General features: G+C 60.7%; 7 protein-coding genes and 1 pseudogene. All 8 read left to right on the top strand.

What is annotated here, in order from left to right:
* Position 1 precedes the first annotated feature (1 nt).
* The 8 genes and pseudogenes from Q0030_RS30430 (at position 2) to Q0030_RS30395 (ending at position 15,628) form a co-directional block, all read left to right on the top strand.
* Positions 2-3,397, top strand: a complete 3,396-nt coding sequence (locus tag Q0030_RS30430) for a UvrD-helicase domain-containing protein (protein WP_298375660.1) — start codon at positions 2-4, stop codon at positions 3,395-3,397.
* Positions 3,398-3,472: 75 nt separating this feature from the next.
* The gene (locus Q0030_RS30425; RefSeq protein WP_298375658.1) at positions 3,473-3,880 is read left to right on the top strand and encodes a multiubiquitin domain-containing protein; all 408 of its coding nucleotides are present in this window, start codon (positions 3,473-3,475) and stop codon (positions 3,878-3,880) included.
* Positions 3,855-5,030 carry a ThiF family adenylyltransferase gene (locus Q0030_RS30420; RefSeq protein WP_298375656.1) on the top strand — a complete coding sequence of 392 codons (1,176 nt, stop codon included), beginning with the start codon at positions 3,855-3,857 and terminating at the stop codon, positions 5,028-5,030. The genes Q0030_RS30425 and Q0030_RS30420 overlap by 26 nt, the downstream gene beginning before the upstream one ends.
* Positions 5,027-5,476, top strand: a complete 450-nt coding sequence (locus tag Q0030_RS30415; protein WP_298375653.1) for a DUF6527 family protein — start codon at positions 5,027-5,029, stop codon at positions 5,474-5,476. The genes Q0030_RS30420 and Q0030_RS30415 overlap by 4 nt, the downstream gene beginning before the upstream one ends.
* Positions 5,477-5,687: 211 nt before the next feature.
* Positions 5,688-6,965: a DNA repair exonuclease gene (locus Q0030_RS30410; RefSeq protein ID WP_298375649.1), complete on the top strand. Its 1,278-nt coding sequence runs from the start codon at positions 5,688-5,690 to the stop codon at positions 6,963-6,965.
* A pseudogene (locus Q0030_RS30405) lies at positions 6,965-7,555 on the top strand (AAA family ATPase); the annotation flags it as partial. The gene Q0030_RS30410 and the pseudogene Q0030_RS30405, both read left to right, overlap by 1 nt.
* A 2,841-nt stretch (positions 7,556-10,396) precedes the next feature.
* Positions 10,397-10,651, top strand: coding sequence for a hypothetical protein (locus Q0030_RS30400; RefSeq protein ID WP_298375815.1), 255 nt, complete (start codon positions 10,397-10,399; stop codon positions 10,649-10,651).
* Between the two features lie 246 nt (positions 10,652-10,897).
* On the top strand, positions 10,898-15,628 hold the full coding sequence (locus Q0030_RS30395) for a DUF3320 domain-containing protein (protein ID WP_298375646.1): 4,731 nt from the start codon (positions 10,898-10,900) through the stop codon (positions 15,626-15,628).
* Positions 15,629-15,931 lie beyond the last annotated feature (303 nt).

Below are 15,931 nucleotides of genomic sequence, written 5' to 3'. Positions count from 1 at the left end.
CGTGGATGCGGTCGAACTCGGAAGGCAGAGGGCGGCCGATCTTCACAAGCGGGCCGTGGAACTCGGCAACGATCCATGGCGCCCTTACGACTTCGCGGTGGCGGAAGCCAACCGGCGAGGCTTCGATGTCGAACCGACATCCGTGGGCGCTACCGTCCTCGATGGAAGCCGAGCGACCCTCGTTGCGGCGCATCGCCTGATCGTGCACGAAGATACCGGAAGCCCATTCGAGCAAGCTTTCCTAGTGATGCACGAGGTCGCGCACGCAGAACTCGGCGACGCGACCGACGAAGAGGGCACGCCCGAAATCGATCCGACGCGCCCCGCGGAGCCGTCGCCGACCGGCGTCGATCGCGTCGTTGATTACGGCCGGCGGCAGCGGCGCGAAGTCCAGATGGACCTGTTCGCTCGGGAATTTCTCCTTCCCCGCCCGGTCGCCAAAAAGCTCCACGTCGACGGGGGAATGACGGCTTCGGATATCGCGGCACGTCTGGGCGCGCCTTTCGACGTGGTGGCGCAGCAGCTCCTTGATGCGGTCCTTCTGCCGGCGATCGCGCCTCCGGCGGAAAAGAACGAAGCCGCCAGACCCCTCAACAAGGAGCAGGCGGACGCCGCCGCGCATCGTGGCGACGCCTACATGCTCGAGGCCGGTCCGGGCACCGGCAAGACACAGACACTGACCGCCAGGATCGAGTCGCTTCTGGCCGACGGGGTCGACCCGCGCCGCATTCTCGTCCTGACGTTCTCGAACAAGGCCGCAGGCGAGATGGCCGGCAGACTCGCGCGCAAGCGTCCGGTGGAAGCCTCGGCGATGTGGATCGGTACGTTCCACGCGTTCGGCCTGGACATCATCCGCCGCTTCCACGTGGAGCTTGGGCTGCCTCCCGACCCTCGGCTCATGGACAAGACCGAAGCGGTAGAGCTGATCGAGAACGAGTTTCCCAAGCTGGGGCTGCAGCACTACCGCAATCTGTACGATCCGACGCAAAAGATCGCCGACATTCTAGCTGCCATCTCGCGGGCCAAGGATGAGGTGGTCGATGCCGAAAAGTACGGTCGCCTGGCAAGGGCGATGCGGGACAGCGTTCCCGCGGCTCGCGCGGAGGAGGCCGACAAGACGCTCGAGGTCGCGGAGGTCTATCGCTGCTACGAGAGGCTGAAGCAGAGTGCACAATGCGTGGACTTCGGCGACCTTGTTTCTTTGCCGGTCCGCCTCCTGCGAGAGAACGCCGCCGTCCGGGAGCATCTGCGACAGGCGTACGACCATGTGCTGGTCGACGAGTATCAAGACGTGAACCGCAGTAGCGTTCTGCTTTTGAAGGCACTTTGCGGTGACGGCCGCAACCTTTGGGTCGTGGGCGATGCCAAACAATCGATCTATCGCTTCCGGGGCGCGTCTTCCTTCAACATGCGGCGCTTCGGCCGCGAGGATTTTCCTGGCGGCAAAAGAGGTCGGCTGAAGAAGAACTACCGGTCCACGCCGGAGATCGTGAATGTCTGTTCGACGTTCGCGAGGCAGATGATCGCCGGTGGCGAAGGCAGTGCCCTGGACGCGACCCGCAAGTCGATCGGCGCCGCGCCCGAATTCCTCACCGTTACCACCGCCGCCCACCAGCCGGCGGCCCTAGCAGGCGCCATCCGCGAGATGGCGGCTCTCGGTCATGCCTTCGGGGATCAGGCCGTCTTGTGCACGGGCAACGAGAAATTGTCTGAGACCGGCCGGGAGCTCGAGCGGCTCGGAATCCCGGTGTTATTCCTCGGAAGCCTCTTCGAGCGTCCGGAAGTGAAGGACCTGCTGGCCTTCCTGTCTCTCCTGATTGACCGCCGGGCGATGGGCTTGTTGCGCATCGGATGCTGGCCGGAGTTCGAGATGGCCATGGCCGACGTCGCAGCTTTGTTCGCCGCGCTGCGCGAGGACAAGTGGGAGCCGCTGGCGGGTCTCCGAGATCCAGTCATCTCGAGCAGCGTGTCAACACAGGGCCGCGACGCGGTCGCGAGACTGACGACGGCGCTCAAGGGGTTCGAAAGCAAATCCGGTCCATGGGACGTTCTAGCCAGACTGCTCTTGGACCGAACGCGTATCGCCGCACGCCTAGCCTCGTCCACCTCGGTCGCCGACCGCTCGGCCGCGATCGCGATCTGGCAATTCATGAATTTCGTGCGGGTTCAGCCCGCAGCACAAGGCCTGCCGGTCCGGCGGCTCCTGGATCGCGTCCGAAGACTTCTCCGGCTGGGAGACGACCGGGATCTGCGCCAGCTACCCGCGGCGGCGCAAGGCATCGACGCGGTGCGTCTGATGACTATCCACGGATCAAAGGGGCTGGAATTCCGCGTCATCCACCTGCCGGGCATGAACGTGAACGTTCTGCCGCGAACAGTACCGGCTCCGCCCTGTCTGCCACCGGACGGGATGATCAAGGAGGCGAGCGGCACAGCGCTCGACGTCTTCCGGTCGGGGCAGGTCGAGGAGCAGGAGTGTCTTTTCTATGTGGCCTTGTCGAGGGCCGAAGATCGACTCTTCATCTACGCCGCGACGCAGGATGTGAGGGGATACCGACGCGAACCTTCGGAATTCGTGAAGCGCATCGGGCTCGCCGCGCGGCATTTGGACGGCCTGGCGGACTGTCCCGTGCCGCCGGAGAAGGAACCGATCCCGATCGAGATTGACGGGACCTTAAGCGTGAGCGGATTCCAGATCGGTCTCTACAAGTCTTGCCAGCGCCGCTTCTTCTACACGCATGTCCTGAACGTCGGTGGCCGTCGGACACTGACGCCATTCCTGCAGTTACACGACGCGGTCCGCGCCGTGATCAAGGAGATCATCTCGCAGAAGGGCCCGGCTCTCGACTCCGGCCAGGTAGCGAGCCTGGTTGACCAGGCCTTCGCGGAGCGGAAGTTGACCGAACAGGGTTACGTCCAGGAATTCCGCGCGATGGCGTCGGACATGATCGGCTACTTTTTGACCCAACGCGCTGATCTCACCGCGACAGCGCCGGTGCCGCTGCGATTTCCCATCGACGCCGGCGAAATTGTCGTCACGCCGGACGACGTGCTCGTCATGAAGGGCGGCAGACAGTTGTTCCGGAGAATCCAAACCGGCCATTACCGGGAAGACGACGTCAAGGAGATCGAAGCCGGGGCGTTCGCCATCGCCGTGCAGCAGAACGCACCTGGCACTCAGGTGCAGGTGCTGCACTTATCAGACCGCGAGACGTCTGACATCTCGTTCACGGACAAGTCTCTGAAAACAAAGAGAAAACATCTCGAAGAGGCCCTTTCCGGCGTTCGCGAAGGCGCGTTTGCCCCCAACGTCTCCTTGTTCACCTGCCCGAACTGCCCGGCCTTCTTCGTTTGTGGGCCGGTGCCCGCCGGCTCATTCCAAAAAAAGTTCGCATGAGATTACCGGTCGAGGTTTGCCGCACCGATTAGTGGGGTGAGGGCCGCAAGGCTCACCCAACCAATAGGTGCAGATATGACAATCAACGACCCCTCTTCCCCGCCGGAGCACGGTGATCCGGTGGAACGTGCTCTGGATCACATCCACCACGCCGAACAGGACCTCGAAGAGGCCCACCAGCAAGAACAGCGCGCCGAGCGTGAGCTGGCCGATGCCGAACATGAGCTCGAGGAAGCGCTCCATCCGCGCGAGTCCGAGATCATCGTGAACGCGCGCAAGCGCACCGTGAAGGGCGACGTCGTCAGCTTCGAAGAGGTCGTGCAACTCGCCTTTCCCGGCGCCCACGATCCCAACGTGGCGTTCTCGATGACGTATCGCCACGCCGCATCGGAGCCGCACGCTGGAGAACTCGGCCCCGGCGGGCACGTCAAGGTCAAGAAGGAAGGGACGATCTTCAATGTCACAAAAGCTATTCGATCGTAACCCGGACCTCGGCAAGCTGCGCGAGGACGGCTATGCGGTGCAGATCCGCGGCGGCTTTCTCGTCATGGACGTGCCGTACGTCGACGCGAAGGGCGGGGTCAGGCTGGGACGCCTGATCTCGTCCCTCACCTTGGCTGGCGACGTCACGCAGCGCCCCGACTCGCACACGGTACACTGGGACGGTGACTATCCCTGCAACACCGGCGGCGAGGAGATCGAGCCGCTGCGCCACAGCAACGCCGCCGTCGACCTCGGGGGCGGGCTGGCCGCCAAGTATATGTTCTCCTGCAAGCCGCCCGAGGGGTACGCGGACTACCACGCGAAAATGACCACCTACGCCGGCGTCATCGCCGGCCCCGCGGCCGCCGCTAAGCCGGAGCTCAAGCTCCGCTCCTATGCGGTGCCCGAGCCGGAGGACGACACCGTCTTCAACTACACCGAGACGGCCTCCGATCGCGCCGGCATCGGAGCCTTGACGGCGCGGCTCAAGAACGAACGGGTGGCGTTCATCGGCCTCGGCGGCACCGGCGCCTACGCTTTCGACCTCGTCGCCAAGACGCCGGTCGCGGAGATCCGGTTGATCGACGGCGACGACTTCCTCACGCACAACGCCTTCCGTACCCCTGGCGCGCCGTCACTGGACGAACTGCGGCAGGTGCAGAAGAAGGTCCACTACCTTGCCGGTATCTATTCCAAGATGCACAGGAACATTGTTCCGCACGCGGTCGCGCTGGATCAGAGCAACCTCTACCTGCTCGACGGCGCGACCTTTGCTTTCATCAGTATGGACGCCGGGGAGGCCAAGAAGCTCGTGGTGCGGAAGTGCGAAGAGATGGGCATTCCGTTCGTCGACGTCGGCATGGGCCTCGAACTCGTCGACGGATCGCTCGGCGGCATCTTGCGGGTGACGGCGAGCACGCTCGACATGAGGGCACACGTTCACGGCGGCCGCATCTCGTTCGGCAGTGCAGACGATGAGAACGACCTGTATGCCACCAACATCCAGGTGGCAGACCTGAACGCGCTCAACGCGGCGATGGCGGTCGTGAAGTGGAAGAAGATCCGCGGCTTCTATCGCGATTTGGAGCGGGAGCATCATTCCACCTACACGACCGATGGCAACATGTTGCTGAACGGCGACCAGTCATGATCAAGATTGGGCAGCTTCGGCACCGCTTCGTCGAGACCATACCCGACAGCATCGAGCCCGGCGTCTTGTACGTCTCGATGGAGTATGCGACGGCGGCTCATCGGTGTTGCTGCGGTTGTGGCGAGGAGGTCGTCACGCCATTCAGTCCCGCGCAGTGGCAGATGTCGTTCAACGGGGACGCGGTCTCGCTGCATCCCTCGATCGGCAACTGGAATCTGCGTTGTCGTTCCCACTACGTGATCAGGGACAGCCGCGTGATCGATGCGCCGAAGTGGACGAAGAAGCAAATCGAAGCCGGCCGGCGTCGAGACAAGGACGCGCGTACGAAGTACCTCGCCGGCGCATCCTCCATGGCCAATGTTTCCGGGTCGATCGAGAAGCCGGTCGAACCGTCGTGCCTCGCTCGGGCGATGGCGAGGTTCAGGTCCGCCATCGGAAGTCGTTGACGAACAAAGCGTGCCGGCCGCCCGAGTAGAAAGGGCGACCTGCACTTCACGAAAGCGATGAAGTCAATGGGAATTCCGATCCGAGGCTCAGGAGGCCACCGCAATCCGCTGGGGATATCGAGGATGGCGACCGCAGGTCGTTTCCGGAAACAAACTGACGATTGTCACGTCCGGTAAACTTCGCTGATTCGATGAAAGTGAGTTGCCTACGATGACTGCCTACCGTTTTGTCCATGCGGCCGATATCCACCTCGACTCACCGTTGCGTTCGCTCGCCCTGCGCGATCCGAGGCTGGCCGAGTTCATTGGCAACGCCAGCCGACAGGTTTTCGCGCGCATCATCGACCTCTGTCTGGAGGAGCAAGTGCAAGCGCTCTTGCTCGCCGGCGACCTCTATGATGGCGAGCAGACTTCGATGAAGACTGCACGTTTTCTCGGCGAGCAGCTCCGACGGCTGGATGCCGTGGGCATCAGTGTCTTCATCATTCGGGGCAATCACGACGCTCTGTCGAAAATCACGAAAGAGCTTGTCTTTCCGGAGAACGTGCACCTGTTCGGTGGACGTGCCGAAGCCATTGAAATCTCGCGGGATCGTGGAGAACGATCGATCGTGATGCACGGCCTCAGCTTCGCGAAGCCGCAGGCAACGGAAAGCCTTCTGGCCAAATACCGGCCTCCCGTCGATGGCGCCGTCAACATCGGATTGATGCATACCAGTTTGGGTGGTTCGCCCAATCATGACATCTACGCGCCGTGCAGCACGGGGGACCTTCTCAACTCCGGCTTCCGTTACTGGGCGCTCGGGCACATCCATAAGCGTTCGACGACCGAAGGAGCCTGCGCCATCGTGATGCCAGGGATCCCGCAAGGGCGGGATATCGGCGAAAGCGGCCCAAAATCCGTGACGCTGGCGAGCGTTCTGGACGACGGATCCATTGTCCTCGACGAGCGGATCGTCAGCTTAGCGCAGTTCGAGCGTATCGGAGTCGACGCTTCCGGAGAGGTCTCGTGGTCCGATCTGGTTGCCAGGATCGAGACTACGCTTCGCGACGCTACCGCCCGGTCCGCCTCCGACCACCTCGTTGCGCGCCTCGCGGTTTCAGGAACGACGACGATGGCTTGGAATATCCGGCGCGACGCGGATCTTTTGCGGACCGAAGCCGAGGCCCGGGCGGAGGCGATTGGTAACGTATGGATCGAGAAGCTGGACATCGACTGCCGACGGCTTGGCGCCGGCGCGGTGGAAAATGCGGACCCCGTCTTCGCGCTTCGAAGGATGATGAATGACGAAATCGTCGGATCCGAAGCCTTCCGGGCCGAGGCCAACAACATCGTCAACGACCTGCTCGCACAATTGCCGCCGGAATGCCGACGAAGCATCGCTCCAGACGACACCGGCCTCAGCCTGCTCGTGGGGCGACTGGCCGGGGAGGGGTCGGAAGAGGTGCTTGCACGACTCGCCGCGGGCAACGCGGATGGAGAACGTTGATGCGCATCCGCAAGCTCGGACTCCGTCGCTATGGCAAGTTTACGGACGCGTTCATCGATTTTGGCGAGCGGGTCGTCGGTAGTCCCGACCTGCACATCGTCTATGGGCCCAACGAGGCCGGCAAATCAACCGCGATGTCGGCGTGCACGGAACTGCTCTACGGCATCGCCCCGCAGAGCAAGTTCAACTTTCTTCACCCTTATCCGACCATGCGAATCGAGGCTGAGCTCGAAACGTTAGGGGGGATTCGCAGCTTTGCCCGAATCAAACGGCTTCAGAACAGCCTGCTGGACGATGCTGGCAATCCCGTTCCCGACACCATGCTTCTCGGCGAACTCGGAGGTCTCGATCGGGGCGCCTACCAGACGATGTTCTGTCTCGACGATGAGACGCTTGAGGCCGGTGGAGAAAGCATCCTAGCCAGCAAGGGCGATCTTGGCCATTTGCTATTCTCCGCGACCGCCGGGCTGGCCGATCTGAGTGATCGGCTCGGCTCTGCGCAAGCGGAGGCGGAGGCCTTCTTCCGGCCCGGAAAGCGGTCGGGAATCCTCGCCGACCTCAAGAAGAATCTGTCGACGCTCAGGGAGGAGAGAGAGAGGATCGATACGCTCGCGACCGAATATTCGCGCTTCGTCATCGAGCGCGATGAAGCGGCCGCGGCCTACACCGAAGCCCTCGCTCAACGGGGCCGCACGCAGGCACGAATCGACAAAGTACAACGCCTTATCAACGCCCTGCCGCGACTGCAAACGTTTCGCGCGCTCCGTGCGGAGCTTGTTCCTCTCGCGTCGTTACCCGAAGCTCCGTCAGCGTGGAATCAGGATCTCCCGGGCTTGACGACCCAGCAGACGAGGTTGTCGACGCAGACACAAGCGGTTGCCGAAACTATCGCCGATCTGCGGTGCGAGCTCGAAGGGCTCATCGTGAACACCGCCGCTTGCGGGTTGAAAAGCCGCATCGAATTGCTTGTGGACCTGCGGGCGCGGTACATCACGGCGGAGAAGGATCTACCCGATCGTCGCCTCCGCCTAGGGCTCGCCGAGCAAACGGTCGCACGTGTTCTGACCCGCATCGATCACGGCTCTGAGCAGGATCCTGCACGGCTCATCCTGTCGACTGGTGTCACAGGGCCCCTTCGCGACCTGATGGAGCAGCGATCGGGTATTGAAGCGGCCCTCGCCGCAGCCGAAACAGAGATCGAAAAGGCAGGCGATGCCCTGTCGGAGGCAGAAGCGAGGATCGGAGAACGTGGCGAAGGGCTGGACGAAGCGACGGCGGCCATTTTGACCGCGGTCATCACGAGCGCTCGCCAGTCGGATGACGTAGGTCGGTTGCGTTTAGCTGACCGCTTGCACCGGGAGCGTGCGGACGAACTCGACGACCGCTTGATCGAATTGCTTCCTTGGGGCGGAGGTAGGGATGAACTCCTAGTCGTTTCGGTGCCGACGCTGGAACAACTTCAGCATTGGGCATCGGCGGAAGCGAATCTTTCTCGCAACGTCGCTATGCGGCAAAGCGAATTTGATCGCTTCGACGCCGAGGCAGGACGTCTCGAAGCAAGGATCGAGGCGCTTCGCTCCGCCGCAGGCACTATCAGTGATCTGGAAGCCGGCGAGGCCAGGTCCGCCCGCGAAGCCGCCTGGGCCGTCCACAAGTCTGCGCTCGACGCAATCACGGCCGCTGAGTTCGAGACCGCGATGCGGAAGCTAGATCTGATTACGGAGCGGCGATCCACTCACGCCGCTGGAATCGCGGACCTAAACCGTGCGCTCCTGGACAGGGCTGAAGTTCGAGCAGCCTTAGAACAGGCGCGGTCACAGTTGCAAGAGACCCTTCAGAGGCGCGCGATGACGGCCAAGGAGATCGAGAAATCTCTCCGCGTCATCGGTCTCGACGATACTATCGGTGTTGCCGGCCTGAATCTGTGGGTACAGAAGCGCGACCGGGCAATCGAGGCACAAGGAAAGCTGACGGCGGCCGAACGAGAATGGCGGCGAACGCAGGTCGATGCCGCCGATTCGCGTGAGCGGATCGCTGAAACGATGCAAGCGGCCGGAGTTGAGGTCTCGCGGAACGACGATATCGCTGTAATGTTGGCAGCCGGCCAAGCGGCTCTAAACCGCGCCGTCGAAGCGAGGAATTTGCGCACGGCCGTCGACGATCGTCGACGCGACCTGAAGTCTCGCGAGAAGAAACTCGGGGATGCCCGGCTGGCTGAGCAAGCTTGGAGCACGGCCTGGCGAAAGGCTTGCGCGGCCTGTTGGCTCGGCGAACGCAACGTCGAACCTACAACGGGCGCCGTGCGGGAGATATTGGAAGCGCTTGCCGAATTGAGTTTGGCGCTGGACAACAAAGCGGAATTGACGGATCGCATCGCAAAGATGGAGCGCGATCAAGCTCGATTTCGGGCCGAGGTCGATGCGCTTGCAGCTGTGATTGGGGCGCCTCCGAGTCCTTCGGACCTTCTCGCGCTTTGCGAGGCTGTCGTGGTCGGTGTCGCGTCCGCAACGAAGACGCTCGATCGTCGGCAAGAGGTCGAAGCTCGGCTCACCGCCGAGCAGGACAAGGCTCGATCGCTTGCAGAAGAGACGACGGAAGTGCAGGCCCAAGCGAGCCTCATGATGGACCGCTTCGGAGTTGGTTCCCTGGCAGAAGTCGACGGCTGCCTGCGATCGCTCGGTCGTAGGTCGGAACTTGAGGCGCGTCTGATACAGTCGCGCGACGAAATACTCGAAGGATTGCAGGTCGAAACTATCGAGCAAGCCGAAGGGACACTCGACGCGATCGACCGCGGCTCGCTGGAGGCCGAACTGATTGAGCTGAAAAGACGATTCGAGGACGAGGACAGCCGGAGCCGCGACCTGTTCGCTGCACGCAACAAGGCGGAGGACCGGATAGCCGCTGTTGGTGGCGACGCCGCGGTCGCGATCATAGATTCGAAGCGGCGCACAATATTGCTCACGATTGAAGACAAAGCGCTAGAGTTTCTGAAGCTGAAGCTTGGCGTGGCGGCGGCTGACAGGGCGCTACGGATCTACCGCGACCATCATCGAAGTTCGATGATGGCGCGTGCTTCGGAGGCATTCGCATTGATCAGTCGGGGTGCGTACTCAGAGCTGGTTACCCAGCCTTCGAACGGAAGCGAACTCCTGATCGCGAAGGGATCTAACGGCAGTTCGAAGATCGCTTCCGAACTATCAAAAGGAACTAGATTCCAACTGTACCTAGCGTTGCGGGTGGCGGGCTATCACGAGTTCGCCAGGGCCCGCGCTCCAGCGCCGTTCCTTGCCGATGACATCATGGAGACGTTTGACGATTTCCGAGCGGAAGAAGCCTTCCGCTTGCTTGCCGCAATGGCCACGAAGGGCCAGATAGTCTACTTCACTCATCACCGCCATCTCTGCGAAATTGCAAAAGTTGTCGAGCCGTCCATTCGGGTTCATACGTTGGAAACGGAGTCGTCGAGAAAATGGGCGATCTCGGTCCTGCATGAAGCCGGCGCGATCCGCGAATGCGAAGAGCATGGCTGGATGCAGGACCGTGCTGATCCCCATGCGCGCGAAAGAGCCTTGGAGATCGCGCGTCGGGATCCGATGGTTGGGCTTACCGGTCGAGAGGCGGTCGCGGCGATCGGAGAGATCCTGAACGGTATGGGCGACGCATGCCCGGAGTGCCTACCAGACTGAGGTACCCGTCGAACTGATGTTCAGGTTGTTCGCATCGTCCGCACCCCGCGGGGCTTTTAAATAGGCTTCGACGAAAGGATGAGAAGCAAAGCCTGGATTCTGCTCAAGCGACGTCTGGCAGCGGATAACTTCCACCCCAGGGATCTCCGCGGGAGGCGCTGGGGGCCGTGCGAGAGCACTTACATCCCTGCTTGACCAACCGTTACACGGTCCTGCAATCTGCGGTTTTAAGTTGCGGGGGTTTCATTGACGTCGCTTAGGGATAGGCTTCTCGCCGATCGAAAGGCGCTGCTCGACCTGGGCACGCGAAATCGGCTGATCAACATCCCGCTCAGGACGAAGAGTATCCGGGCCATCGAAATTGTCGATGAAAAGACGCCTGAGGTGTTTCGGCTCCTCGGAGAAGGAAAGCGCCTGACCTTTCTTCCGGCCGACGCAGAGAACTCGGACGAGGATGCCGTTGCATCTCAGAGCGAGCTGCAGCAGCCCGTTGAGACTGGTCCGCAAGCGCGTCATCTCGACAAGCGCCTTCAAACCAAGCTTTCGCCCGAGGGACTGCAAAAGCGCCTCTTGGATATCTGGTACGATGCGCGAACGCTCGAGGAGGAGCAGGGCGTCAATATTCTCTATCTCGCTCTCGGGCTGCTTAAGTGGTTCGAGGACGAAAAGTCCGATGTTGAGCGCCTCGCACCTCTCGTCTTGCTGCCAGTGCGCCTGGAACGCAGCAGTGCCGCTGATCGGTTCCATCTGGTGTCGCGATCAGAGCCGCCTTCGCCCAATTTGTCGTTACAGGCGAAAATCGATGGGGAATTCGGTCTCAAGATCGAGGACTTCGGGGACGAGGATGACGTTGACATCGCCAGTTACCTGTCCGGTGTCGCCGAGACCGTCGCGAGCAAATCGCGATGGGAGGTCCGGCCGGACGCCATGGTTCTCGGCTTCTTCTCGTTCTCCAAATTCCTTATGTATCGGGATCTAGATCCGGAGAACTGGCCAACCGACGGATCGCTGGACCGGCATCCTTCGATCAAGGGGCTGCTGCAGGACGGTTTCGAAGCCCCCGAACCAATTGTCGCGGACCACGGCAAGATTGATCCGATCATTCACCCCGTTGCCATGAACCACGTCATCGACGCTGACTCCTCCCAAACCGTCGCAATCGAGGAAGTTGCTCGTGGTCGTCATCTGGTCATCAAGGGGCCGCCAGGGACAGGTAAATCCCAAACGATTACGAACATTATTGCCGCTGCGGCCGCGCAAGGCCGTACAGTGTTGTTCGTTGCCGAGAAGATGGCCGCGCTCGACGTCGTGCATCGTCGCTTGCGGGATGCGGGTCTATCGTCGCTTGCCTTGGAGCTTCACTCAAGCAAAGCGAACAAGCGCGCCCTGCTCGAAGAGTTGAAGCGTGCACGAAGCGGATCTGCGCCGGCTCCCAGAGGGGAAGCCACATTGGTGCAAAGGTTGACCGATAACCGCGACAAGTTGAATGCGCACGCCGATATGATGCATCGGCCTCACGAGCCGAGTGAGCTTACTCCGTTCCGGCTATTGGGGCACCTTGTTGGTTCGCGGGATACCGCAGGAGAGCCAGGCTACTCTCTGGATGCTCCTGAGGCGTGGACACCGCTCGAATATGAAAGACGGCAAGAACTCGTTGAAGAGCTTTCCGAAAGGATCGCGTCAGATGGGCCTCCAAACCAACACCCATGGCGCGGAGTCGAACGAGATGCCCTTGATCCAAGCGAGATGCAGGGTCTGCGTGACGCAATCGACGGCCTCGCTGAGAACCTCCTCAACTTGGTCGTTTGTGGGGAGCACGCTTGCAGTATGTTCGGGCTCTCTTTTCCGGAAACCTTCGGCGAAATGGAAAGGTTGCTCGGGATCGCCGAGGCAGCAGCGATCATGCCGGAATGTGATCGCCAGGCCTTCATTGGCCCGGCTTGGACGAACGCTGGTGATGTTGCCGAGATCGTAGAGAAAGGTGAGCGCTTCTCGACACTACGCCGCACCTTCGATTCGGCATTCGTCGAATCTGCCTGGGCCGCATCCCTCGATGAATGCCGCGCTACCATCGCCGCAAAGGGACGGTCGTGGTTTCGGTGGCTCAGCTCTCGGTACCGCGAGCAACTGTCCCTGTTGAAGTCATATCTCAAAGTTCCTCTGCCGAAGAGCGCGGAACAACGTCTTCTGCTGGTCGATGGCCTTATTTCGGCGCAAGCCGCGAAGCGGTCGTTCGAAGATCTGCAGGAATCCGGCCGCGCCGCATTTGGTACTGATTGGCGTAAGGATAAGTCCGACTGGACGAGGCTTGGTGCTCTTACGTCTTGGTGGTCTGCTTTCCCGAAAGAAGGACTTCCTGAGGATGTGCGCGAGCGTCTCGCTAGGTTGACCCTGACAGCAGACGACAGACGATCATTCGCTTCCTTTCGAGAAAGTCTAGAGACCGCCAAGTCTATTTTCGCTCATTTGATTGATTCGTTGCAACTCGACTTGCGACGCATCCCGCTCAATCCAGACGTCGGCACGTCGGTCGGTGGGATTATTGAAACTGTGACAGGTTGGCGAAAATCTCCCGAACGCATCACGCGATGGATCGCATTCACAGATCGTATCCGCATGGCGCGAGACAGCGGTCTCGGCTCATTGGCGAATGGGCTCCTCAACGGATCTCTCTCAGGAGCCTCGCTGGTCGCTACCTTCAAGCGGTCGTACTTCGAAGCCATGCGGGGGGTAATTTTTGCAGATCATCCTGAACTCAGGCGTTTTGATGGTGAAGTGCACGGACGTCTTGTCGATAGCTTTCGCAAGTTGGACATCGAACGAATGCGGCTCGCGCGTGATCAGATCGCTTACGAGCATGCCTCTCGCCTGCCGCGGAATGGAGGAGGTATTGGCCCGCTAGGTGTGCTGAACGGCGAGATCGCAAAGAAGCGAAATCACCTTCCTATCAGGCAGCTGCTCGAACGCGCTGCTCCTGTAATCCAGCAGATCAAGCCGATTTTCTTGATGAGCCCGCTTTCCGTGGCCCAATTCTTGAAGCCAGGTTCGATCTCATTTGATCTCCTGGTCGTGGACGAGGCGTCGCAGATTGAACCGGTGGATGCACTTGGCGCGGTCGCGCGGTGCCGGCAGATGGTTGTGGTGGGTGACGAGCGGCAACTTCCGCCGACGCGGTTCTTTGCTAAACTAACAGGCAATGATGACGACAGGGACGAAGACGACGAGGTGACGTTCCAGGCGAAGGATGCAGAGAGCATCCTAGACCTTTGTCTCGCCAAGGGGCTCCCACATCGGATGCTGAATTGGCATTACCGCAGCAAGCATCAGTCCCTTATCGCGGTGTCCAACAAGCAGTTTTACGATAACCGCCTTTTCATTGTGCCGAGCCCGTATGACGCAGTCGCCGGAATGGGGCTGAAGTTTAACTACAATCCTGAGGCTCACTATGATCGCGGAAACAGTCGCGCGAATCCAAAAGAGGCTCGGATCGTTGCCGAGGCGGTAATCCGGCATGCGCGCGAGGCTCCGAACAGAAGTCTGGGCGTCGCTACATTCTCCGTGGCGCAACGCCAGGCGATCCAGAACGAATTGGAGGTCTTGAGGCGCGAACATTTAGACACCGAGGAGTTCTTCGGGCGCGGCACCAGCGAGCCATTCTTTGTGAAGAATCTCGAGAACATTCAGGGTGATGAGCGCGACGTTATCTTCATCTCGCTTGGATACGGCCGAACAAAGGAGGGGTTCATTTCGATGAGCTTCGGCCCCTTGAACTCGGACGGCGGCGAGCGGCGCCTGAATGTCCTGATCTCTCGCGCCAAGTTGCGATGCGAGGTCTTCTCGTCGATTACGGGTGACGACATTGACCTTTCACGCGCAAAGGGACGGGGTGTCGCGGCCCTCAAGATGTTTCTTTCGTTTGCCCAGACGGGGAGACTCGGTCTCGCCGAGGAAACCGGCCGAGATGCTGACTCGATCTTTGAAGAGCAGGTCGCTGCCACACTGGCAAATTTGGGTTACGACGTGAAGAACCAGATCGGGACGGCCGGGTTCTTTCTGGATCTTGCCGTTTCGGATCCCGAAAAGCCTGGGCGCTTCGTCCTGGGAATTGAGTGTGACGGCGCGCAATACCACTCGTCGCGGTCTGCCAGGGATAGGGATCGGCTCAGGCAAAACGTTCTCGAGGCCCATGGTTGGATCCTGCACCGTATCTGGTCGACCGACTGGTTCCTTCGACCGGACGAGGAGACGGCAAAGGTCGTACAGGCGATCGAGGCGGCGAAAATGCACTGGCGCGAAACAGATGAACGTGCGGCTGATTCCGTCTCAGCTGTCCCCATTCGCTTTACCGCACACGAGGAGGGTGATGTCGATGTCGTCGTGGCGGAGATCACGAATGAAAAACCCGACGTCCCGCACTACGAGATGGCCAAGTTTTCAGTCAATCGCCGACACGAGCCGCACGAAGCTCCGCTTCCTGAAATGCTGCAGTATGTAGTTCGTGTGATTTCTGCAGAAGGTCCGATCCATGAATCCGAAATCGTCGTGCGGATTCGATCATTGTGGGGACTTGCTCGAGCGGGAAACCGTATCCGCGATGCGGTCGTAGCCGCGGTGAAAGCCGCTAAACGGAAGGGTGAGGTAGTCGGTGGCCCGTTCTATTCGTTGCCCAACCAGCCAGTCGTTATCAGAGATCGAAGTAACGTCGACTCCAACACGTTGCGCAAACCGGAGTATTTGCCGCCAGAAGAAGTTAAGTTGGCCATTAGTAGGGTCGTGGAGGAGAATTTCGGAGCTGAGCAGGATCAACTCGTTCAGGCCGTAGCGCGCTTGTTCGGCTTTGCAGCCACCAGCGCCCAGTTGCGGCAAGTTGTAGAAGACTCGCTCGCAGATCTGCTCGATGTCGGTCATTTGCGTCTGGAAGGACGCCTAGTCTCGCGACCCCAGTCGGAGGTCAGTCCGTCATCAGCGAGGAGCTAGACGTAAGGAGACGGTTACCTGGGCAGGGCGACCCTGCCTCCCATAGATCGCGTCGTCGATGGCGATTCAGTCTGTCAGAGAATTCGCGTCAAATAAGCGCGCCAGAAAGCATTCGAACGGAGGCGCCGATCCTCATCTCGACTGCGGCAATGGCTGCTGATGGCCCGTTGCAGACAACGCCGCGGGCATTGCTTACGTCAACAGTTGGAGCGGCCAAGCCGGTGGCCCAACACGCCTGCTGCATGAGCTTCAGAGCCTGCTCTACAAGCCGCATCGGGCGCCAGAACAAACCGATGCGTGATC

The organism is uncultured Bradyrhizobium sp., assembly GCF_947648125.1.
Lineage (GTDB): Bacteria > Pseudomonadota > Alphaproteobacteria > Rhizobiales > Xanthobacteraceae > Bradyrhizobium.
Note: the sequence above shows the minus strand (reverse complement) of the source record. Positions and strands in the feature narration are given on the sequence as shown.